This window comes from Tomitella biformata AHU 1821 (genome assembly GCF_000524475.1).
GTDB classification, from domain to species: domain Bacteria; phylum Actinomycetota; class Actinomycetes; order Mycobacteriales; family Mycobacteriaceae; genus Tomitella; species Tomitella biformata.
This window is the reverse complement of sequence record NZ_BAVQ01000027.1, coordinates 42,780-64,932: the sequence shown is the minus strand read 5'-3', so window position 1 is coordinate 64,932 and position 22,153 is coordinate 42,780. Positions and strand designations below refer to the sequence as shown.

Genomic DNA, 22,153 nt, shown 5'->3' with positions numbered 1-22,153 from the left:
AGCAGGGACTGTCAATTCTTCGAGGCGTCGGACGTTGCGCGCCCGTTGGGTGCGCGGCGCAGGTGGCTCGTTTGTGGCGAGTTCCCTCAGCGGACCGCGAGGATATGGAACATGGTGTGTGCCCCGCCCTCGGGGTTGAAGTTGTCGTCGGCGACGAGGACGAGGGTGCGGGTGCCGTCCGCGAGCGTCGGGCCCCACGTGATGCCCTCGACGTTGTCGGGATTCGCGCCCGTGTCGGCGAAGTCGAACAGCAGCTTCTTGGGCATCGGGGTCTGGACGCCGTCGAGGGCGGCCTGTCCGTTGACGGATGTGGCGCCGGCGGTGGTGGTCCAGTACACCTGCGCCTCGAAGCCCTCGCCGGGCACCGAGCCGCGCTCGATCACCAGGTACTCGTCATCGTCGATCGCCAGGATCTCGGTGGCGCCCCGGTCGGCCTTGATCATGAAGCCGGTGGGGCTGAGGACATCCGGGTAGATGCCGCTGATGGGGTCGACGGCGTAGACGAACTCGTCGACCACCTCGCCGCTGTCGGCGTCGAACACCAGTACCCGGGAGTCCGTGCCGCTGGCCGGGGTGGCGACGGCGCCGTCCTGCAACAGCGAGCTCTCCGTCAGGGCAAGGACCGTGGACCCGTCCGCGGAGAACGTCAGCCCCTCGAACGCCTGGTTGTTGCGGATGCCGGCGGACTGCTCGCCGCCGGGGCCGGCGACGGGGAGATAGTAGTCCGGCAGTGCGAAGTCGCGCAGCATGTTGCCCTCTGAATCGGCGGCTCGGACGAACGGGGCGATGAACTTCGAGGCGTCGCCCTCGCTGGTATAGACGATGTCGGCGGAGCCGGGGCTGGTGGAGCCGGGTACGTGGCGGATCGACTCGGGGTCGACGCCCTTCACCGGATATGGCTGGCCATCGACATCCGTCAGCAGAGTCATCGCCGTGAACTCCGGCGCAGACAACGTGAATGCGCCGGTGGAGTCCAGATCGAGGTTGAGCGTGTACGCGCGGGCGGGGCCCTTCTCGGCGCGGTCGTCGCTGACCGCGAGGTAGCTGCCGGTGGCGGGGTCGTAGTCGATGCCGGAGAGCCCGCCGAGGGGCACACCGAACGGCGAGAGACCGTCGGGCACCTGTATTGTCGACAGGTGGGTGATCTCCAGTCCGTCGGTCTGGGGCTCCGCATCCGCGGCTGAGCAGGCGGTGAGCAGGAGCATGAGAGGCGCAGCGAAAAGTGCGCAGCGAGTTCGTCGTTGCATGCCGCCGACGCTATGGGGCCAACATGAATCAGTTACCACGCGAAAGTGACTGCGGGGCAACCGCAATGAGTACCTTCGGGGCGGCTGGAACGACTGTCCCGAGCGGATCTCCATCCTGCGGGCGTGCCAGCGGTTGACGAGCCAGCACTCGATCAGCTCGGGCCGCGCCTGCAACGTCTGCGACCAGGACTCCAACAACTCCAGGTATCGGTTGTACCGACGGCGGGTGCAACCGCCCCAGCACGGGGAGCTCCATCCAGCCGCAGTGCACAAGGGAGGAGAGCCCGTGTTGGTCGATCAGCTGTGCTCGGCCGCTATCGAGCTCCACCTCGGCAGCCCACATGAACGTCGCGAGCAACCCGAGCCCCACGTCCGGGGTCTCCGGGAACCCGGACCAGCCCTTTGTTTTGTCATACGGCAGGGACTTGCTCTTGATGCAGCCGTCGAGCACCGAGCGGATCCGGTCCAGGGGGAACTCGTCCTTGCGGAGGTCGTAGCTCTCCGTGCGGGGGAACCGGCGGGCGGCGTGGCGCCGGCGATGGCCGCCCTGCCAGGCGGCGCACAGGTACAGCAGCCCCAGCGTCCTGTCCTCGCCCTCGATGAGCGGGCTGCCAGGATAGAGATCGCCCCGGAGCACCATGGACTTGCCGACGGACACCTCCCGGCCGTCGCTATCGCGGCCGCGCAGCCGGATGTCGAGATGCTGGACCCGCAGCTTCAGGTTCCACCAGTCGAGGTCGACGTCGGCGGCGTCGTCCAGCACTTGCAGCTCATACGGCTGGTTCCGGCACCATTGCGCGCATTCCTCGGGCGGCTGGAGATAGTTGTCCAGTAGGTTCATGCCGCGATGATGACACGGGGCTGTGACACATTCTGTTGACAATGCGGAGTCCATGCCCGCCGAATCGCCACGGCGCGGCCCCTAATTGCACGGACGTTCCATTGTTGACGTGGGGGTACACGTGGGCCATGGGGGGCGATGGACGGGCACAGGGAGACTTGGTATCGGGGCGGTCTCTGAGCCGGAACTGCGTGGGCCTCAGTATAGAAAGTATTTCTTGTCTGCGAGCACGGTTTAGCGTGACGATTGTTCAGCGTGAGGTCCGGGTCTCTGCGATGACATTTTTCTCCTGATTCATGCGGGCCGGGAATATTGCGGGAGCGCCGGCGAATGGAACATTTGTAACCATTTTCGCGGAAGGGTCGATGTAGGCGGTAGAGCACATCGGGCTAAAGGAGCAGTCGCATGATCGAGACGCAGCAGTTGCGGGAGGCACGCCGACGGCGTGAGAAACAGGCGCGGCCGTCCGGCCGGTCGTGGCGGGGACGCAACGGGCTGATCGCGGTCGCCGCGACGGCGGCCCTCGGCGCAGGACTGCTGAGCGGCGGAGCCCCGGCCTATGCGGCGGACAGCCCGTTCGCCGGCCTCGGGCTCGAGGACATCACCGGGCTGCTCGAGAACGAGATGATCAAGGATTTCGTCGAGATCTGCGATAGCCCAGACGGTTCGGCGCCGGCGCCGACGGACGACGGCGAGGTCTACGCCGTTGTCGACTGCAGCCAGTCGACCGGCACCGGCATCGCGGTGGTGCTTCCCGGCTCGCTCGAGGTGGGCGCCGCGGCCGAGGGCATCAAGGTCGACCTGGGCAAGGACATCCTCGGGTTCAAAATGGGCGAGCGCAACCTCATCGAAATTGTGAGTGCCGTTGCGATCGACCCCTTCAACATTCCAATCCTGAATTTCAAGATGAACCCCGGCAAGCTTGGCCGGTATAGCAGCTACGAGCAGGTCCAGACGGACGCGAGCCTTCCGTACGTGGAGGCCACCCGCTATGTCAACGGCGACTGCACGAAGAGTTTATTTGGTATCTGCTACAAATGGGAACAGGTTCCCGTGACCTATGACGGAAACCTCGCTAAGCGCACCGAGGCGCTGAAGGTCGCCGAGTACCTCACGGGCCAGAAGTACGACTACACCAAGCCCATGGACCTGCCCGGCAAGTCCGAGCCGGTCGGCAGCTCCACCGTCGTCGGCCCCGGCATGCAGCTCGCGCTGTCGATGACCGGCGGCACCGCACGCGCCGAGACGGGACATGAGTTCGGCATCGCCACGGCCGGCGCCGGCGAGGGCCGGACCTCCAGCTCCTACGCCTACCTCGGCATGGCGAACGCCCTGAACCTCGACACCGACAAGATCGAGCTCACCTGGTTCGGCAAGGTCCTGGACTTCACCAACCTGGAGAACTCCGGCCTGCTGGGCCTCGCGGGCGATGAGGCCGAGGACATGATCGGCACCATCGAGGGCCTCGAGATCCCCGCGCTCAAGGAGGTCAGCTGCTTCGGCGTCCTCGCGCAGGCGACGGCCGAGGGCCTGGGCTCCTGCAGCAACATCCTCGGCACGTTCGACAGCTACGAGGACCTCCGCGCCCCGAAGGTGGGGGAGAGCCGCCAGACGCAGTACGGCCTCACCGACGTCACCTCGCTAGTGCTCGGCAACAACGCCCTGCTCAAGCAGCTGAACGGCACCTCCGAGGAGACGCCGTTCATGGACACGCTCATGGAAAACCTCACCTCCGAGGAGGGCCGCCTGAAGTTCGCGAAGGACTTCGTGCGCTACACCCAGGACGTGAAGACCGAGGCCGCCATGACTCCCGAGCTCGACGAGGACGGCAACGCGGTCCTCGACGACGATGGCAACCCGGTGCTGGTGCCGCAGCTCGATGAGGACGGCAACCCGGTCACCACGACCATCACCGCGGCGTACCTGACCAGCGACTACGGCTTCGTCGACCCCATCACCATCGAGTGGATGGGCCAGCGCATAGTGCTGTTCCCGGCGGCGACCGTCAACGGCGAGGAGCGCCCGAACTACCTGTCCGCACCGCAGATCGAGAAGATCGTCGCGGACGCGGACAGCGGTGAGATGTCGAAGATCAGCATGGTGCCCAAGGTCAGCCTGGTGCAGTGGGCGAACCCCTTCGGACTCGGCACCCTGACCCTGGACAAGCCGCTGAACCCGGTCCACACGCTGCGCAGTTACTTCAGCACCGTCACCATCGTCGACGACGTCAAGGGCGTCGGCGGCCTGGTCGAGGGCCTGACGGGCTCCGGCTCGACGGATGACGAGGAGGACACGGAGCAGGCGGTCGAAGAGACTCTCAAGGGCGATTCGAGCCAGACTTCCCAGCGGCTCGCCGTCGTCGAGCGGGCCGGCGGCGATACCGCGGCCGACGATGCGGGCACAAGCGCGACGGGCGATGCCGGTGTGAGCAGCACCCCGACGTCCACCCCGACCGCGACGTCGAGCGACACCGCGACATCCACCCCGACGGACACTCCCAGTGGCACGCCGACCGGCACCCAGTCGGATGCGGGGGAGGGCCCGGCCGCATAGCCAGTTCCTCACATAGCGCGCCGAGACGGGCGTGGGCCGGGCGAGTAGTTCGCGTGTCCCACGCCCGTTGCCAATTCGTAGTTGGTAGTCCTGCACGTCGCCTACGTTCCGCGGGCACACGTTGCCCGTACGGCCGGGAATCTAGGGAGTGGGGACCGGGTTTCGCCCGCTCGTGCGGTCACGGATGGTTCTCGTTCGCTGCCACCTGGGCAAACGGCCCATTGGCGTGGTCGGGATTTCCACCAGCGGGCACTCGACCTGCGATTGTTGTGGAGGAATGGCCGGATTCCCCCCGTTGGTGAAGGCTGATCGGTGGCCACTACTCCCGCGACCTGGGCTTTTCTTGGGGTACTCGATTTGCGGCTCGTCCACCGGGGGATTTCCGGTGTCTGATGCTCCAGATTGAGGTGATACGGGCGTTGTCTGCCCGCCCAACGTAGGCCCGCGGCAGGACTATTCGCAGAGTCGCTCGCCGAGCGGACGACGGCAAGCAACAACCTCGATCTATGCCGTCGGCTGGCACGATGACTGGAACGTCGAGCTCTACGGGAAGCGATGGGTGTGAGACTCCGCTCGTGTAGTGCTGGTGCAACTGGCAGTGTGGGCCGGCGAATGATGGGGCAGGGGAGGATGTCGGTTGTGGACGAGACGGTGAGATCGCTGGAGGCGTTGATCGCGCTGGGCCAGCACGTGCTCGACGCCCCGCATGCGGCACGCGCAGAGGTCGCCGGCGCGGTGGCCCGGCACATCGAGGCGAAGGTCGACGCGGCGATGCGGGCGATCCCCGTCTCCGCGCTCAGGGGCGCGCTCCCGAAGGGCACCCGGATGGGGGAGTTGGAGCGCTCGGCGTTCCGCACCGCAGCGGACCTCGCGCGGGCGACGCCGGCGATGATCGCCGCCGTGCCAGGCATCGGCCCGCAGTCCGCGCTGGCGATCCATCAGGAGGCGGCGGCCCAGCATGACCGCCTGCGCGGCGAGACCCGGCTGCGCCTGGACGCCGACCGCAAGCCCGGCGAGGACACGGAGATCCTGCGGGGGCTGCTGACGCTGCGCGCGCTGGAGTCGGCGGTCTTGCCGGTGCGGGAACCGCTGGCACGCCTGCACCTGCGAGCTGACCCGCTGCGCGCGGACGCGGCGCGGGCCGGGCGGCGGCTCTCGATGCTGTTCTCCGGCAAGGCCAAGCGGGAGCGCGCCAAGGCCGCCGTCGCGCGGGTCCACGCCATCATGGCGGACCAGGACGTCCACGCCCTGCAGGCCCAACTGCTCGCGGTGCTGGAGGGCCCGCCGCAGTTCCCGGCCCCGTGGGCGGAGTACGAGCACGACGCCGCCGCGATCAACGCGTTGCTCAGCCAGTTCACGGAGGTCGGCGACGAGGCGCAGTCCGCGCACGGGTTCATCACCGCGGAGCTGGTCGAGGACGCAGCCAAGATCACGCTGGACCGCACGCATCTGCGCTCGTTCCTGCGCGGCTACCAGGCGTTCGGCGCGCAATACCTGCTCACCCGGGGCAAGGCGATCCTCGGCGACGAGATGGGCCTGGGCAAGACGGTGCAGGCACTCGCCGTCGCCGCGCACCTGACCGCCAAGGGCTCCGGCCACACGCTGGTGGTGTGCCCGGCCAGCGTGATCAGCAACTGGGTCAATGAGACCGGTAAGCACACCGATCTGCGGCCGTGGCAGATCCACGGGCCTGAGCGCGATGCGCTGCTGGCCGAATGGGGTCGCCGCGGGGGCGTCGCGATCACCACCTTCGATACCCTCAAGGCGCTGCGGGTGCCGGTGGACCCGGACCTGTTGGTGGTCGACGAGGCGCACTTCGTGAAGAACCCCGCCACCCAGCGGGCGCAAGCCGTGCGCGCGGTCCTCGCCCGGTCCGGCCGTGCGGTGCTGATGAGCGGCACACCCATGGAGAACCGTGTCGAGGAGTTCAAAAACCTGGTCGGCTATGTGCAGCCGTCGATCGCCAGCCGAATCCATGTGCGCGACGGGCTGGGCGGGGCTCGAGCCTTCCGCAAGGTGGTGGCCCCCGCCTATCTGCGCCGCAACCAGGAGGACGTGCTCACCGAGTTGCCGGACCTGATCGAGGTGGAGGACTGGGTGCTGTTCGCCGGGGCAGACAAGGCCGCGTATCGCTCGGCGGTGCGAGACGGGAACTTCATGGCCATGCGCCAGGCCGCCTACGCGTCGGCCGGCTCGGCGAAGTTGGAGCGCATCGTCGAGATCGTGGCGGAGGCGCGGGCAGGCGATGCGAAGGTGCTGGCCTTCTCCTACTTTCGTGGCGTGCTGGAGTCGATCCGCGGCACCCTCCCCGGCACCGTCTACGGGCCGATCACCGGCGCGACGCCCGTGGCGGAGCGGCAGCGGCTGGTCGATGCGTTCGCCGCGCACCCCGGCCCCGCGAGCCTGCTGGCGCAGATCGAGGCGGGCGGCGTCGGGCTCAATATCCAGGCCGCGTCGGTGGTGATCTTGGCGGAGCCGCAGTGGAAGCCGAGCACCGAGTCACAGGCCATCGCCCGCGCACACCGCATGGGTCAGGTGCGCACCGTGCAGGTGCACCGGGTGCTGGCCAAGGACAGCGTCGACGAGCTGATGCGGGAGACCCTGGCGCGCAAGTCCGGGCTGTTCGATGAGTACGCGCGCCGCAGCCACGCGAAGGAGTCGGATGCCGCGGCCACCGCGACCGGCTGGGACGGCGGGGCTGGTCCGACGGAGCAGGACTACGTGCGGGCCGAGCGGGAGCGACTGGGGTAGATCGCCGATCAGAGGGCTTTGGCTCCCAAGGCGATGTCGAAGCCGGCGCCGTTGCGTGCCAGGCCCATCAAGAGGATGCCGGCGGACTCCAGGATGTAGGCCATCTCGAGCCCTCCTGCATCGAGGGGCCGCATGCCCAAGCTCTCTAGAAACGCCGCGACACGTGCTTTCGCCTCGGCGCTATCGCCGGCGAAGAACACGTCCACGGGCTTGTCTTGGGCAAGGACGCCGCCGAAGATCAAATTGAATGCCTTCACGACGTGTGCATCCGCGGGGGCGGCGGCGGCGATCTGCTGGGACGCCGAGTTGCCCGCGGTAGTCAGGACCCCGCTTATGTCGGCGTTGAACGGGTTGGAGATATCAATGAGGGTCTTGCCGGCCAGCGCATCGCCGTAGTGCCCGACCACGTCAACAGCGCCGCTGTAAAGGACGGCCATGATGACGATGTCCCCCGCCGGCGTTGCGCCGAACGCGCCGACGGTGGCTCCGTCGCCGATCTGGTCGGCGAGCGCTTGAGCCTTGGCGGTGTCGCGGTTCATGAGCTCGATGGTGTGGCCGTGCTTGGCCGCCCGGGTGCCGATGGCGGTGGCCATGTTGCCTGCGCCGATGATGCTGATGGTGGTCATGATGAGTGTTCCTCCGTCGTTGAGGCCTGGCACTTGAATTCGAGGTTGTTCCCGGCCGGGTCGCGGATGAACACCGCGTAGTAGTCCGGCCCGTACTCCGGCCACAGCCGAGGCTCGTGGAGGATCTCGGCACCGAGCGCGATGGCGAGATCGTGGACACGCCGGACGGTGGCCTCGTCCTCGACCCTGAGCGCAACGTGGGTCTGGCGGCCACCGGGATCGGTCGCCCGGGAGAAGAGCAGCTGGGTTGGCTGGCCAGGGAGGGCGTACCCGATCAGGGTTGGCGTATCGAAGGTTCGCGTGCCCCCGGCCAGGCTGACGAGCTGGTCGTACCAGTCGCCGATGGCGTTCAGGTCGTCGACTTGGAGAACGACGTGGTCGAGCAGCGTCATGGGACGAGCCCGCTGGCGGCGACCGGCTGGACCTCGTTGGCGATGGCGTGGGCCATGAGTTCCTCCGATGGAATCGGGGATGGAGCGGGTGGTTCGCGCTGCGGTGGGTGACGCCCGACACATTACGTTCCAGGCTAGCCCGGGTTTTCCGATCCTGCCGACACACTGTGCGCGGCACTTCCGCGTTCGGAGGCAGGGGAAGAGCACGTCTGCGCGGCCATAACTCGGGCTGACTGCCAGAATTACCGGTGGTGGGCAGTGCGTTTGCCGATCGCGGCGCTGAGCGCGTCGAGTTCGACGAGCACGTCTGTCGCGGCCCAGACCCGGTTGCGCTTGCTCTCGGCGAGCACCTGGAGGATCCCCGCCTCGGTCAGCTTGCGGAGCGCCCGGTAGGTGCTGGCCTCGGATGTTCCAGTGATCGACTCAGCGGTGTCGGCATTGAGAATGGGGGAGTCGAGTAGTGCCGCGATGAGTGATCCGTCCGCGGAATTGGCTTGCGGTTTCGCGATAGCGCGCCAGCGCCCGGGCAGGTCGGCTAAGGCCGCGGCCGATTCCTGGGCGGCCTCGCTGGAGTCGATGGCGGCTTGGGAGACGTAGTCGACGAACTCGTCCGCCGCGCCGTTCCGGTACCTAGTCAACTTCGCGAAATAGCGGTCGGTGTTCGCGAGCATCACCGATGCGAGCGGCACGGTCACGCGTGTGGTGAGCCCGCGCCGGCGCAGGATCGCGCTGATCAAGGCTCGGCCAATGCGACCGGTGCCATCTGTGAACGGGTGGATAGATTCGAACTGGGCATGGGCGATCGCCGCCTGCGCGATGATCGGCAGGTCAGTTCGGTTTGCGAACACGGTGAGGTCCGCCATCAGCTCGGGCACCAACTCGGGCGGTGGCGGAACATGCATCGCGTTGATCGGTGTGTAGTCGCTGCCGCCGATCCAGTTCTGGACATCCCGAAGTTCTCCGGAGTCTCGCGCCGCGTAGTAGTCGGGGGCCATCAGTAGTCGATGGGCCTGCAGCAACGTGTCAAGGACGATCGGTCCAGACCCAGCGGTGTCGACCATTGCGATGAGGGCCTGCGCGGCCGCGAGCTGGGAGCGCGCCTCGTCACTGGCTTTGCCCCCGGCATAGGCCTTGCCAAACGCGTGCCAGCCGGCGTTGATGTGCTCGATCTTGGAGGATGCCACGGACTCGCTGCGAAGCAGGAAGTCCGCAAGCGGCGGAAGATGCGCCCCATAGCCGGCCTCAAGCCGCACGACGGCGATGACGGCCGCTTCGTGCAGCCGGGCGATCTGCCCGGCGGGCTCGTAGACGAGGTCGCCAATCATCGGGGGAATCTGCACGGTGATCGTTTCGAGTGGGCGGTCCGCTCTGGAGCCCTGACGGCTGGCGGGATCCCACTGGCGCACCTCACTCTGATGGCTGGGCCACTCCATGGGTCCTCCTGGCAGAATACGCGACTAACGTGCACCTTACTGTACTTTTCATATAAAAAAGTACAGTAAGGGCTCGGGTGCCGTACTTTGCTCACGAGTCAGGTCAATTGCCTAGGCTGGGCGCATGGCCTCCACCTCTCCGGAATCGCGCTCGCACCTGTCATTGGTTCCGAACCCGGCCGACCCAGCAGCCACCACGGCCCCGGTGCCGTCGCGTCGGCACCCCCGGCGGGGGACGCTGGCCGTTTACACGCTGCGCGTCGAGCTCCAGGACATCGAACCCGCGATCTGGCGGCAGATCGCCGTCCCGTCTGACCTGATGCTCGACGCACTCCATCCCGTGCTGCAGACCGTCATGGGCTGGCGGGACAGCCACCTGCACGGATTCCTCAGCGGGGAGCTGGGGTCGCCGGATTCAGAGCGGTTCGAAGTGCGCTCGGAATTTTCAGAGCCGCTCGGTTTCGGTCCACCCGGGTACGCCGCGCAAGCTTACGAGGACGAGGTGCGCCTGGATGAGGTGCTGGCCGAGGTGGGGGACACGCTGCTGTACTCCTATGACTTCGGCGACGGCTGGGTGCACACCGTGACGCTCGAGGGCGTCGATGAGGTGGCGTCGAGCACGGTTCCTGTCTGTCTCGATGGGGCCCGGGCCTGCCCGCCCGAGGACTGTGGCGGCGTCCCGGGCTACGAGAACCTACTCCGCGTGCAGGCGAGCTCCGGTGATGCCAGCAGCCGGGAGCTGCGTGAGTGGCTGATGATGACCACCGGCAAGTTGTTCTACAAGCCAGAGGAATTCGACGCGGACGCGGTCAGCGCACTGCTGCGCGCGCAGGTCGAGGGTGCGGCGCTGATGCCCGACGCCGCCACCCCGTTGGGCGCGTTGCTCGCACGGCTCTCGCCGCGGCGGGTGCCGGGGCTGTTCGCGTGGCTGCCGCGCGCGGGGCTTAGTGAAGGCGCAGAGCTGACCGCTGAGGAGACCGAGCGCGCGACGCGGCACCTGCGCTGGCTGCTGCGCGTCGTCGGGCCGGACGGTGTGGCGTTGACCGGCGCCGGCTACCTGGCGCCCAAGATTGTCACCGAGGCGCGCGCAGAGTTCGAGTGGACCCAGCGCTGGCGCGGGACCAGCAACCGCGAGTCCGACCACCCGCAGATGCTCCACCTGCGAGAGGCGGCGCAGGAGCTGGGCCTGGTCCGCAAGGCGAAGGGCAAGCTGCTGCGCACCAAGCTCGGCTCCACGCTGGCCGACGACCAGACTGGTCTGCTGCGGCACGTGGCTGCACGGCTGCCGCTGGGCAAACCGAAGATCGACCAGGAGGCCGGGCTGATCTTCCTGCTCGGCATGGCGGCAGACCGGCCCTCCGGCGAGTCGCAAGCGGTGCTGGCCCAGGCGATCGCGGAGTTGGGCTGGCGGTTCGAGGGGGTGCCCGGCGCACTGCCCGATCACGAGACCCGCTGGGTGATCGAGCGGACCCTCGGCTACCTCAACGCGATCGACGCGCTGAGCGAGCCGGACGCGAGGATGGGCGACGAGACGGTGCCGGAGTGGGGTCGCAAGCTCGCGCGGCTGGCGCTTCGGTAGGGCAGTCTCGACGGACCGTGTGGTTGCGACGAGCGAACTCGGATCGGGAACCCGAGAGGGGGATGCCCTCGTGCACGACGTCCATGAGGACAGGTTCAGCGTTGCCTGTCCAATTGCTCACGTCAGCCATCAGGTCAGCGACCTGTGCATCCCATCGTTCGTCGCTGACGACTGTGTCGGGACGGATGAAGAGGATGTCAATGTCACTCTCGATGGTCATCGTGCCACGAGCCGCGGAGCCGAAGAGGGCGGCGAACTGGGGAGGAGTGTCCCACCCCGCAAGGCGAGCCTCTAGCCTGCGTAGCAATTCGCTGAAGAGGCCGCTCATCCCGATGATGTGAGGGAACGCCAGATGCTGGCGGTTGAGCTAGTAATTGAAGGTGTACGGATTCTTGCGGTGCGCCGAGGGAGGTTGAGTCCACTAGCCCTCCGCAGAATTTCGCTGGGTGGCGGACCGCGGTTGTCGAAGCTGATTCCCAAACGTGCGGCCGCGCCTATCCTCGGCGACATGGCAACATCCAGATCTCGCGGCCGCGGCCACCTCTCACTGGTGCCGCCACTGGCCGACGCCGTCGCGCCGCAAGCCTCCGCGACGACGCCAGTCAGCGGCCGCCAGACACCTCTCCAGTACACCCTGCGGGTGGAGTGCGAGGGGCCTGGTAATCCGTCGTGGCGTCGGCTCCTCGTCCCGCGCGGGATGGTGCTCGACGCGCTGCACAAGGCACTGTGCGCGACGCTCGACTGGGATGACCGCGGACCCCACGCGTTCGTCACCGCCGATGGGACCTTCGCGGCCGAAAGTCGGCGGATCGAGTCGAGCCCGGAGCCCGACGCGACCCCGGCCGGAGAGCCGGATCATGTGGCGGCGCGCGGAATTGGCGTGCTCCACAGCGACAAGTTGCGACTGCACGAGGTGCTGCGGCGCACGGGCGAGGCCATGAGCTACGAGAACAGTGGCGACGGCGTGGTGCGGCGGGCGGCCATCACTGTGGAGGACGTGGAGCCGATTGACCAGCGCCCTGGCCAGTACCCGGTCCTGCTCGCCGGCGAGGACGAGGTCGAGATCGCGGCCGGCAATGCGAGGCTGCGCCGGCTCTATGGGCTGCCCGTGTTCACGCCGGCGGAGGGCTCCGTGTTCGCCGCGCTGCTGAGCAGGCTGCCGGAAGCGCGTGCGCCCCAGTTTTATTCGATGCTGCCCCGGATAGGCCAGGATCTCGCCCCGGGAGACCAGCCCGGCGGTGATCAGCCCAGAGGTGATCAGCCCAGCGCCGAGCCAGCCCGGGACGATCCGGACCGAGATCGGGGCCCCGAGCACGCGGTGTTCCACCTGCACTGGCTGTTGCGGCGGATTGGGCCGGACGGGATCGATCTCGACAATCTCAGCCGGCTGCCCAAGCCGATCGTGTCCGCGGCCCGCAAGGAGGTCTGCTCGCCCGATCGGTGGCGCCCGCGCAGCCTGAAGGAGTCCGACAACCGCGAGATCGTCAGTCTGCGGGCCGCGGCGGAGGACTTCGGGCTCACCCGGGTGCACGAGGGGCCGCCGGAGCCCGGCCCCTTGAACGATGCCCTGGCCGAGATCGCGAACAAGTGGGGGACAAGGCCGTTCCGGGCGTTCCGGTTGGAGCGCACCGACGTGGGGGAGACGCTCGCGGAGGACCAAGGCGCGCTGCTGCGGCACGTGCTGACGAGCCTGCCGTTCGGGGAGACAGCCGCCGAGCGGGACGACGCGCTGCTGTGGCTGGCGGTGCTGGCCGCGGGGATCCCACTTCACCTGCGGACCAGCCTCCTCGCGGAGGCGATGGCGGCGCTGGGCCCGGATGTGGAGGCCCGCACGCGGACCTTGCAATCGGGGAAGAACGTCAATTTCCTGTTCGCCATCGACGCCGCCGATTGGTGGTATGACCGCGAGGAGGAGCTCAACAAGAAGCGGTGGGTGCGCGAGTTCGCGCGGCTGGTGCTGGCGCAGCCGGTGCAGACCCGGAGCTAGCCGCTAAGTCGCACAGGCTGGGCTCTGCGTCGACGGTATGTGACGGTGGGGTAGCCGTCCTCGGGCGCGATCGTCACGTTGGCCTGGACCCGGTAGACCTCCCAGACGAGCTCCGCCGTGATGACGTCGACGGGGGTGCCCGCCGCGACCACCCGGCCGTGCGCAAGCACCACGACACGGTCGCAGAACATGGCCGCGAGGTTGAGATCATGCAGCGCAATGACATTGGTCATGGGCAGCTCGGCGACCAGCGTCAAGATGTCGAGTTGGTGCTGGATGTCGAGGTGGTTGGTCGGCTCGTCGAGCAGCAGCACCTCGGGCTGCTGGGCGAGGGCGCGGGCGATCTGCGCGCGCTGGCGCTCGCCGCCGGAGAGGGTGTGCCAGAGCCGGCGTCGCATATCCGCCAGGCCGGTGGCCGCGAGCGCGGCGTCGATCGCCGCCTCGTCCGCCCCGGGGTCGGCGGCGAACAGCGTGCGGTGGGGAGTGCGGCCGAGCCGGACGATGTCGAGCACGGGGATGTCGACCTCGGTGTGCGAGTGCTGGTCGACGGTGGCCACCCGCCGGGCGATGTCGCGCCTCCTCAGCGTCCGCAGGTCCTCGCCGTCGAGAAGGACCTGCCCCGAGTCCGGCGTCGTGAGCCCCGACAGCAGCCGGATCAGGGAGGACTTGCCGGAGCCGTTGGGGCCGAGCAGGCCGATGGTCTCCCCGGCCCGCGCGCCGATGGTGACACAGTCCAGGATGGTCTTCGCGGAGCGGGCCCAGGTGATGGCGTGGGCTGAGAGGCTCATTCACTCCTCCGCATGCGGAACAGGATCACGGCGAACGCGGGCACGCCGATCAGCGCGGTGACGACGCCCACCGGGATCTCCGTCGGGGCGAACGCGGTGCGGGCGATGGCGTCGACCCACACCATGAAGATCGCGCCGATGAGCGCGGTGGCGGGCAGCAGGCGGCTGTGGCGCGTGCCGACGAGGAAGCGGGCGGCATGGGGGAGGACGAGGCCGACGAAGCCGATCGCCCCGGCCGCGCTGACCAGCGCGGCGGTGATGAGCGCGGTGACCGTGTACAGCAGGACCTGCACCCGGCGCACAGACACCCCGAGCGCGGCGGCGGCGTGGTTCCCGAACGTGAACGCGTCGAGCGCGGGGGCGTTGAGCAGGCACGCGGTGATGCCCACGGCGACCACCACGCTGCACGTCGCCACATCGGTCCAGCCGGCGCCGGCCAGCGACCCGAGCAGCCAGAACAGCACCCCGCGAGTCTGCTCGGCGTCGGCCGAGGAGATGACGATGAACGACGTCAGCGCGGAGAACAGCTGCGTGCCAGCCACTCCCGCGAGGATGACGCGCGAGGTGCCCCCGCCGGCGCCGGTCGCCAGCAGCATCACCAACCCGAAGGAGACGATCGCGCCGACGAAGGCCCCCGCGGACAGCGAGATGGCGCCGCCGCCGATACCCAGTACCGCGACCATGACGGCGCCGGTCGAGGCGCCGGAGGAGATGCCGAGCACGAACGGGTCCGCGAGGGGGTTGCGCAGCAGCGACTGCATGATCGCCCCGCACAGGGCCAGGCCTGCCCCGCACACCGCGGCGAGCAGCGTGCGGGGCAGCCGCAGCTCCCAGACGATGCCGTCCTTGATGGCGCTCACGCCGGAGCTGCCGATGCCCCAGTGCGCGAGCACCACCTGGTAGACGTCGAGCACGGACAGGCTGGCGGGGCCGAACGTGATGGCCAGCGCGATCGAGAACACAAGGCCGACGAGGCCCAGGGCGAACAGCCCGCCCAGGACCGGCCGGGAGTCGAGACGCTGGATGTCGAGACGCTGGGCACCGGAGGACGCTGTGCGCGTGCTCAATTCGTCAGGCCCCAGCCGTCCAGCGCGGCCGCGGTCTTCTCGACGCCGTCGACGGTGCGGATCGACGGGTTCAGGTCTGCGCCGTTGACGACGATGTAGCGCTTGTTCTGCACCGCGGACAGGCGGGCGGTCACCGGGTTCGATTCCAGGAACGCGATCTTGGACTCCAGCGCGTCGCCGTCGATGCTGCGCCGGCTCAGGTCGGCGAGGACCAGCACCGTCGGATCCTGCTCGAGGATGGACTCCCAGCTCACCTGGGGCCACTCGTCGGTGGTGCCGGCGAAGATGTTCTGCGCGCCGACGGACTCGGTGATGATGCCCGAGGACCCGCAGCAGCCGGCCATGTACGGGGTCATCGTGTCCGCGAACCAGTACGCGACGGTCACCCCGGCGGCGTCGACCTCGTCCGAGGCGGCCGCGAACCGGGTCTGCAACTCGGCGATGTACTGCTCGCCGCGCGCGGTCACGTCGAAGATCTCTGCCAGCTGGCGGATCTCCTTATAGATGGTCTCCATCTGCAGCGGCTCGGTCCGTGCGCCGTCCGCGTTCACGCTCACCGCGGTCTTGCCGTCGCAGTCGGTGGGGGACAGGTACGTCGGGACGCCGAGGTCCGCGAACTGCTGGCGGTCCGCCACCCCGCCCGGGCCGAGCGTGCCGCCGAACGACGCGGTGACGAAGTCGGGCTCCGTGTCGAGGACCACCTCGAAGGACGGGTTGTTGTCGGCCAGGCGCGGCACGCGCTCGTTATCCGCCGCGAGGTTCTCACGCACCGGGTCGGTCCAGGTGGCGGTGCCGACCATCCGGTCCGCGAGGCCGAGGGAGAGCAGGATCTCGGTGGAGCCCTGGTTCAGCGACACCGCGCGCTGCGGCGGCGCGTCGATGGTGATCTGCTTGCCGCAGTTCTCGATGGTCAGCGGGTAGTGGCCCGACGCAGTCTCTGCGGTGTTGGCGGCATTGCTTGAACCGGCGGCGCTGGAATCGGGGGAAGAGCTGCAGCCGGCTAGCGCCAGGGTTGTCGCGGCGGTGGCGGCGAAGGCGGAAAAGGTACGCGAGAATCGCATGTTCGAGGGAACTCCTTGCTCGGGGCTCAGTCGCGGAGCCGAGAAATTCGTCGTGCTCGATCGGTCAGTGTCCGGACTTCGACCCCTGAAGGGTCGTTACCGTTGCGCGTCAGCCCTGGATTCACACCAGGTTCCCTGCTCGATCGTGGCCGCATGAACGGCCAGTGGGGACCCTATAGGAGATCTGCGGTGCGGGGCGACGGGCGGTGTGCGCCGACGCCTGATCGTGGGCAGCGTCACGGCCGGCCCCGGTCCGGAATCGAGGGGTCCCGCTCTGCCGTCGCGGCGGTCGGGGCGGCGCGCGCGGCCGGCGGCGGCATGCTGTCGTTGTGCTGTATCGCGCCGGTGATCTGCCTATCCTGGGCGGGTGACGAGAATCGAGCGGGGCCGGCGCGCGCACCTGTCCTTGGTCCCGGCACTGGTCGAGGCGCAGGACGAGGTGACGTCTGAGGCGCCGCGACCTGCCCCCACGCTTCTGCGGCCGCGCAGGCCAGAGCCCGTCACCTACACCCTGCGGGTGGGCTTGGAGGGCGTCGAGCCGGAGATTTGGCGCCGCGTCACCGTGCCGTCGGACATCATGCTCGACGCGCTGCATCCGGTGCTCCAGACCGTGATGGGCTGGACCGACAGCCACCTGCACTCCTTCATCAGCGCCAGCGAGAAGTACTCGCCCGACTCCCTGCGCTTCGACATGCGCCCGCGCTTCGACGCGGTGGAGGACGCCGGCGGACAGGGCGAGGGCGAGCAGGGCGACTACGAGGACACCGCCCGGCTCGATGAGGTGCTCGCCGAGGTGGGCGATCTGCTGTTCTACGAGTACGACTTTGGGGACAGCTGGGAGCACGTGATCGCCCTCGAGGAGGTTGGCGCGCTGGCGGGGCCGAGCCCGGTGTGCGTCGACGGGGCCCAGCGCTGCCCGCCCGAGGACTGTGGCGGGGCGTACGGCTACGCGCGGCTGCTCAAGGCGCTTGCCGACCCCACCGAGCCGGAGCGCCGCGAGCTGCGGGCCTGGGCCGGATCGGGGCTGGACCCGCAGCGCTTCAGCGTCGAGGACGTCAACGCGGAGCTGCGGCGGCAGGCCACCCTGCGCGCCAGCTACCCGGCCCCGTGGACGCGGGCGGCCGGGCTGCTGCGGCTGATCCCGGAATCCGCTGCGCCGCTGCTGTATGCGCTATTGCCGGGGGCGCAGTTCCAGGACGAGTCCGCGCACGGCATGACCGCGGAGGAGCTTGCGTCCGCCACCGCCAATCTCCGCTGGCTGCTGCGCCACCCCGGCGAGGACGGGGCGGCGTTGACCCAGGCCGGCTACCTGCGGCCCGCGGATGTGGCTCTCGCGCGGGAGGAGCTGGGCTGGGCCGGGCACTCGCGGCGGGCGGGTGCCCGGGAGGTGGACTGCCAGGAGCTGCTCGACGTGCGCGCGGCGGCCGCGGATCTGGGCCTGACCCGCACGTCGAAGGGGCGACTATTGCGCACCAAGCGCGGCGACGCGCTGCTGGCGGACCCGGCCGCGCTGCTGGCGCACATCGTGGCGCAGTTGCCGCTGGGGGCGGAGGATATCGAGCAGGACTCGGGGCTGCTGATGCTCCTCGCGATCGCCTGCGGCACCCCGGAGCAGCGCCGCTCCGGGGTGGTCGCGGAGGCGATGACCGCGCTGGGGTGGCGGACCGACGGCCAGCCGATCGACCCGCGGCGCACCCCCGCAATGGCGGGCCCGACGCTGCAGGTGCTGCGGGCCGTCGGCGCGTTTGGCCCGCGGTCCGTCCGGCCGCGACCGCCAGCTGACGTCCCGGTGGGTCCGCGCTGGGGCCGCGAGCTTGCGCGCATGGCGCTGCTGCGACCGGGGCCCGCGGGGGAGTAGGGGCGCGCCGGGGTCCGTCAGAAGATCTTCACGGCCTCCTTGAGCGCGGACGTCAGCTTCTCGCGGTGCACGGGCTTGGTCCACGGCGCGACCGTCACCCGGAGGTAGCTGTTGCGGCGACGGTTATGGTCGCGAGAGAGGTGGGAGACGAGCCCACTCGGCATTCACGGACCTTGAACTAGGAGAAGAATGACCAAGCTTGGTACGTCAGAACTCGATGTATTCCCACTCGCGCTGGGCACCAACACCTTTGGCTGGACCTCGGATGAGGCCACGTCGCACGCGGTGCTCGATGCCTTTGCCGAGCACGAGGGTAACTTCCTCGACAGCTCAGACAGCTACTCGAGCTGGATCCCGGGCAACTCCGGCGGCGAGTCCGAGGCCATCATCGGCTCCTGGCTGGGCAAGCGCGGCAACCGTGACCGGATGATGGTGAGCACCAAGGTGGCCCAGCACCCGGAGTTCCAGGGCCTGGCCCCGGCGAACATCGCCGCAGCCTGTGACGCGTCCCTGTCCCGCTTGGATGTCGACCACATCGACCTCTATTACGCGCATCAGTACGACCCGAACACGTCCGTCGCCGACGCGGCCGCGGCATTCGACACGCTGGTCAAGGCAGGGAAGATCCGCCACATCGGCCTGTCCAACTTCCCGGCTGAGCGGATCGACGAGTGGATGGCCGTCGCGGACCGCGAGGGCTTGGCCCGGCCGGTGGCCCTGCAGCCGCACTACAACCTCGTCGCCCGTGGGGGCTACGAGCAGACGCTGGCTGAGACCGCCCGCCGCCACGATCTCGGCGTGTTGCCCTACTTCGCGCTCGCCAGCGGATTCCTCACCGGAAAGTACCGGACCAAGGAAGATTTCGAGGGCAAGATGCGCGGGCAGATGGCCAGCCCGTACTTCAGCGCGTTTGGCGTGCAGGTCCTGGAGACGTTGGATGCCATCGGCTGGGCGCACAAAGCGGAGATCGGGACGGTGGCACTGGCCTGGCTGCGCACGCGTGAGAACGTGGCCGCCCCGATCGCCAGCGTGCGCACCGTCGAGCAGCTGCCCGCGCTGCTGGCCTCCGCCACGCTGGAGCTGACAGCGGAGGAGATCGCCGCGTTGGACGAGGTGTCGGCCGCCTAGTCTTATAGGACTGCGCCAGATGACATTGCTTGCTGGTCAACCCTTCTCGCCGTCGGCCTGGCGGCGAGCTCGTCGTGCGCCGTGCCCGGATGGTCAGTGTGGAGAGCGGTCGAGTCCAGGTCGAGACGGGGTGCTCTGCTGGGTGGCGGTCGCGAGCTGCTTCGGGACAAGTCGAGGCACCCAGCTTGGTCGACAACCTATGTATGATTTTGTCATCGAAGGTTGTTTGACTTCCAGGTGTCGATGTGAACGGAAGGGGCTCGAATGCATTTGGCGGCTGATCCCCAGCTATCTCTAGCGGGGCTGCTTCGTCGTGCTTCGATCCGCATTACAGAAGGCACCGCGGACGAGCTGACGCTGGTTCTTCCCGGCCGCGAGGTCCTCAGGGTGATGGTCCGCACCGAGTCTCAAAGCCCCAGTCGCAGCCGGATAGCGCTGGCCGTCGCGGGGGCTCGGGATGTGCGGGTACTTTACGTCGCGTCGCGGCCGGGGAGTGCGCTTCGCGAGGCGGCGGAGACAGGTCAAGTCGATCTCGTTGCGACGGAACCGGAGCTGGTGATCATTCAGGGACGAAACCGTCTGCCGGGACGGGCACCGGGGAGTGCGCAGGGCCAGAACCGCCGCGCGCGGTGGGGGCACTGGGCGGTGGATCGAGTACTGCTCCTCGCCGAGATGCCGATGACCCAGCGGGCGCTCGCGGATGCCGCCGGGATCTCCCAGCAAGCGGTGTCGAAGATCCTCCGCGTGCATCCCGACGCGATCGCAGCTGCGGACGGTTGGGCCGTGGAGTCTGCTGCAGACCTGCTTGACCGGTGGGCTCAGGAGTATCCGGGGGCTGGCGGGATCGAGTCGGACTGGTACCACCTGGATCCGGTGACGGCACAGGCACGGCTGGTAGTGGCTGTCGCGGACAGCTTGAGCGTGGATGTGCTCGCGACCGGGGATATCGCTGCTGACACCTATGCGCCGTGGCGGCTGCCGGCCACGGCCACGCTTTACACCGCAGAGTGGATCGACTTGTCCGTTGCGGACTTTGTTCCGGCCGAACCTGGGGAGTCGACGCTGACAGTGCGTATCCCTCGCGATCCGACTATCTGGCCGGTGGCGCGGTGGTATTCGAGTCAGTCCGAGGGAGACGGCGGAAGTTTGGCGGACCCGGTGTTGGCCTACTGGGATCTGCTGCGCGCGCCAGGCGCAGACGCGGCAGAGGCGGCGAGCATGCTCCGCCAGAAGATTGTGGAAGGACGCCCGCGTGGCTAGTCCTGCGGCGCACATCATCTCGACGTCGACTGCGAGCGACTTGGGGCTTCTTGCCCTGGCAGATCTCGCGAACGCCGCGCAGGGGATTGAATACCGCGTCATCGGCGGACACATGGTCCACCTGCTCACCTACGCGTACCCCACCCTGGGCGTTGCGGCGCGGGTGACCTCCGACGCCGACGCTGGCATTGATAAGCCAGTGGCAGCCGGATTGGGACTGCACGCAGCGTTGCTGGACCAGGGTTATGCGGAGCAAAAGGGTAATAGATCTCACCGTGGACATACTGGTGCCGAAGACTGGACCCGACAAGATCGCGGTGCTTGGTGGCAGAGGCTTCGACGCGGCCCCCGGACTGAGCCTCGCCTTAAGTCGTAGGGCGGTGGAGGTCGATGTGGACGCCCAGTTGCAAGATGGTCGGAAACTGCGATTCACCGTGCCGATTCCGGATGTGGAGGCGGCTCTGGTTCTCAAAGCGCTGGCGTGGCAGTCGCGGCTGGCACTCAAAGACGCCAGTGACATCGCAACGCTGCTGGAGATCGCCAATGTACACCGAGACGCGTTCGATTCCCGTTGGATGCTCGACGATCCGCTGCGTGCGGCGCGAGGCGAGCGCCTGGATGCGGCCCGCGCTCTGCACCAGCTCGCAGATCGGCTGGACCGGGGAGTGGTGGCCGTGCCTCAGCAGCCGTCGCCGAGGCTGATCGCTCTGATTCGCAGGCATGTCTATGCCCCATCCGCAGGAAGACGTCTGTGATCGGGCGCTGCTCTCGGCTACCGCTTGCCTACGCGGCCCCGCCGTTGGCGTACAGCACCTGGCCGTTGACCCAGCGCATCTCGCCGGCGAGCGCGGCGACGACATCGGCGATGTCCTGCGGGGTGCCGAGCCGCTCCATGGGGTTGAGCCCCGCGATGGTGTCGATGAGCTGCTGGGGCTTGCCCTCACGGAACAGGGGAGTGTCGGTGGGGCCGGGGGCGACCGCGTTGACGGTGACGTCGCGGCCGCGCAGCTCCCGGGCCAGGATCAGCGTCAGGGCCTCCACCGCACCTTTGGACATCGCGTAGGCGGCGTAGCCCGGCTGCTGCAGCCGGGTGATGCTGGTCGAGAACAGCACAATCGCCCCGCCCGGGCGGACCCGCCGCGACGCCTGCTGCGCGACGACCATCGTGCCGCGCACATTGACGCGCTGGATCTGGTCGAACACCTCGAGGTCGAGATCGGCCACCGGCGCGAGGGGCATGATGCCGGCGGTGTGCACCAGGACGTCGACGCCGCCGAACTCCGCCTCGGCTGCGTCGAACAATCCGCTCATGGCGGTCTCGTCCGCGATGTCGCCGCCCACCGCGATCGCCCGGCCATCGGCGGCGTGGATCGCCTGGACGACGTCCTCCGCCCGTTGTCGGTTCCCGCTGTAGTGCGCGACAACCGCCAGTCCGTCGGCGGCGAGCCGTGCGGCGACGGCTCTCCCGATGCCTCCGGATGCGCCGGTGACAATCGCTGTTCGGGGCTGGTTGTCCATGACGGCTCCTGCACGTTTTCGTCTAGCGCGATACGAGATGCATCAAGGCTCACGGTAGAGCGAG

General features: G+C 68.4%; 19 protein-coding genes and 1 riboswitch. Of the genes, 8 read left to right on the top strand and 11 right to left on the bottom strand.

What is annotated here, in order from left to right:
* Nucleotides 1-86: 86 nt before the first annotated feature.
* Both TBIF_RS25865 and TBIF_RS23440 read right to left on the bottom strand, forming a co-directional pair.
* The gene (locus TBIF_RS25865) at nt 87-1,247 is read right to left on the bottom strand and encodes an esterase-like activity of phytase family protein (protein ID WP_162472300.1); all 1,161 of its coding nucleotides are present in this window, start codon (nt 1,245-1,247) and stop codon (nt 87-89) included.
* A gap of 28 nt (nt 1,248-1,275) precedes the next feature.
* On the bottom strand, nt 1,276-2,088 hold the full coding sequence (locus TBIF_RS23440; protein WP_200182823.1) for a hypothetical protein: 813 nt from the start codon (nt 2,086-2,088) through the stop codon (nt 1,276-1,278).
* 405 nt (nt 2,089-2,493) lie between these two features.
* On the opposite strand from TBIF_RS23440, the gene TBIF_RS10735 reads away from it, so the two are divergent.
* Both TBIF_RS10735 and TBIF_RS10730 read left to right on the top strand, forming a co-directional pair.
* Complete coding sequence (locus TBIF_RS10735; RefSeq protein ID WP_024794805.1) at nt 2,494-4,641, top strand: hypothetical protein; 2,148 nt, start codon at nt 2,494-2,496, stop codon at nt 4,639-4,641.
* A gap of 639 nt (nt 4,642-5,280) precedes the next feature.
* Nucleotides 5,281-7,392, top strand: coding sequence for a DEAD/DEAH box helicase (locus tag TBIF_RS10730; RefSeq protein ID WP_148302235.1), 2,112 nt, complete (start codon nt 5,281-5,283; stop codon nt 7,390-7,392).
* Between the two features lie 8 nt (nt 7,393-7,400).
* On the opposite strand, the gene TBIF_RS10725 is transcribed toward TBIF_RS10730, so the two are convergent.
* The 3 genes from TBIF_RS10725 to TBIF_RS10715 all read right to left on the bottom strand — a co-directional run bounded on the left by TBIF_RS10725 (nt 7,401) and on the right by TBIF_RS10715 (nt 9,843).
* Nucleotides 7,401-8,018 (bottom strand): NADPH-dependent F420 reductase, encoded by a 618-nt coding sequence (locus TBIF_RS10725; protein WP_024794803.1) that lies wholly within the window; start codon nt 8,016-8,018, stop codon nt 7,401-7,403.
* On the bottom strand, nt 8,015-8,410 hold the full coding sequence (locus TBIF_RS10720; protein WP_051461479.1) for a VOC family protein: 396 nt from the start codon (nt 8,408-8,410) through the stop codon (nt 8,015-8,017). Before TBIF_RS10720 ends, TBIF_RS10725 begins: the two co-directional genes overlap by 4 nt.
* A 242-nt stretch (nt 8,411-8,652) precedes the next feature.
* Nucleotides 8,653-9,843, bottom strand: a complete 1,191-nt coding sequence (locus TBIF_RS10715) for a Fic family protein (RefSeq protein WP_024794801.1) — start codon at nt 9,841-9,843, stop codon at nt 8,653-8,655.
* A 124-nt stretch (nt 9,844-9,967) separates the two neighbouring features.
* Here TBIF_RS10715 and TBIF_RS10710 point away from each other — a divergent pair, with 124 nt between their 5' ends.
* Nucleotides 9,968-11,422, top strand: coding sequence for a plasmid pRiA4b ORF-3 family protein (locus TBIF_RS10710; RefSeq protein WP_024794800.1), 1,455 nt, complete (start codon nt 9,968-9,970; stop codon nt 11,420-11,422).
* Here TBIF_RS10710 and TBIF_RS24940 read toward each other — a convergent pair.
* Nucleotides 11,325-11,750 (bottom strand): nucleotidyltransferase domain-containing protein, encoded by a 426-nt coding sequence (locus TBIF_RS24940; RefSeq protein ID WP_084611655.1) that lies wholly within the window; start codon nt 11,748-11,750, stop codon nt 11,325-11,327. The genes TBIF_RS10710 and TBIF_RS24940 overlap by 98 nt on opposite strands.
* A 180-nt stretch (nt 11,751-11,930) precedes the next feature.
* On the opposite strand from TBIF_RS24940, the gene TBIF_RS10705 reads away from it, so the two are divergent.
* Nucleotides 11,931-13,409 (top strand): IS1096 element passenger TnpR family protein, encoded by a 1,479-nt coding sequence (locus TBIF_RS10705; RefSeq protein WP_158506338.1) that lies wholly within the window; start codon nt 11,931-11,933, stop codon nt 13,407-13,409.
* Here the strand turns inward: TBIF_RS10705 and TBIF_RS10700 are convergent.
* The 3 genes from TBIF_RS10700 to TBIF_RS10690 are packed head-to-tail and all read right to left on the bottom strand — an operon-like array spanning nt 13,406 to nt 16,325.
* The gene (locus TBIF_RS10700) at nt 13,406-14,197 is read right to left on the bottom strand and encodes an ABC transporter ATP-binding protein (RefSeq protein ID WP_024794798.1); all 792 of its coding nucleotides are present in this window, start codon (nt 14,195-14,197) and stop codon (nt 13,406-13,408) included. The two genes, TBIF_RS10705 and TBIF_RS10700, sit on opposite strands and share 4 nt — an antisense overlap.
* On the bottom strand, nt 14,194-15,222 hold the full coding sequence (locus TBIF_RS10695; protein ID WP_024794797.1) for a FecCD family ABC transporter permease: 1,029 nt from the start codon (nt 15,220-15,222) through the stop codon (nt 14,194-14,196). The genes TBIF_RS10700 and TBIF_RS10695 overlap by 4 nt, the downstream gene beginning before the upstream one ends.
* A 38-nt stretch (nt 15,223-15,260) precedes the next feature.
* Entirely contained in the window at nt 15,261-16,325 is a 1,065-nt protein-coding gene (locus TBIF_RS10690; protein ID WP_024794796.1) for an ABC transporter substrate-binding protein, read from the bottom strand.
* Nucleotides 16,326-16,370: 45 nt separating this feature from the next.
* Nucleotides 16,371-16,506: riboswitch (cobalamin riboswitch) on the bottom strand.
* Between the two features lie 186 nt (nt 16,507-16,692).
* Here TBIF_RS10690 and TBIF_RS10685 point away from each other — a divergent pair.
* Nucleotides 16,693-18,183, top strand: a complete 1,491-nt coding sequence (locus TBIF_RS10685) for a plasmid pRiA4b ORF-3 family protein (protein WP_084611653.1) — start codon at nt 16,693-16,695, stop codon at nt 18,181-18,183.
* A 17-nt stretch (nt 18,184-18,200) separates the two neighbouring features.
* Here TBIF_RS10685 and TBIF_RS25685 read toward each other — a convergent pair whose 3' ends face one another.
* The gene (locus tag TBIF_RS25685; protein WP_158506337.1) at nt 18,201-18,347 is read right to left on the bottom strand and encodes a hypothetical protein; all 147 of its coding nucleotides are present in this window, start codon (nt 18,345-18,347) and stop codon (nt 18,201-18,203) included.
* A gap of 25 nt (nt 18,348-18,372) precedes the next feature.
* Between TBIF_RS25685 and TBIF_RS23435 the strand changes: the two genes are divergently transcribed.
* The 3 genes from TBIF_RS23435 (at nt 18,373) to TBIF_RS23430 (ending at nt 21,326) form a co-directional block, all read left to right on the top strand.
* A complete protein-coding gene (locus TBIF_RS23435; RefSeq protein ID WP_038170718.1) occupies nt 18,373-19,311 on the top strand; it encodes an aldo/keto reductase in 939 nt (312 codons plus the stop codon).
* 264 nt (nt 19,312-19,575) lie between these two features.
* Nucleotides 19,576-20,571, top strand: a complete 996-nt coding sequence (locus tag TBIF_RS10670; RefSeq protein WP_024794794.1) for a helix-turn-helix domain-containing protein — start codon at nt 19,576-19,578, stop codon at nt 20,569-20,571.
* A gap of 275 nt (nt 20,572-20,846) precedes the next feature.
* Nucleotides 20,847-21,326, top strand: a complete 480-nt coding sequence (locus TBIF_RS23430; RefSeq protein WP_148302234.1) for a hypothetical protein — start codon at nt 20,847-20,849, stop codon at nt 21,324-21,326.
* 28 nt (nt 21,327-21,354) lie between these two features.
* On the opposite strand, the gene TBIF_RS10660 is transcribed toward TBIF_RS23430, so the two are convergent.
* Nucleotides 21,355-22,089 carry an SDR family oxidoreductase gene (locus TBIF_RS10660; RefSeq protein WP_024794793.1) on the bottom strand — a complete coding sequence of 245 codons (735 nt, stop codon included), beginning with the start codon at nt 22,087-22,089 and terminating at the stop codon, nt 21,355-21,357.
* Between the last annotated feature and the right edge of the window lie 64 nt (nt 22,090-22,153).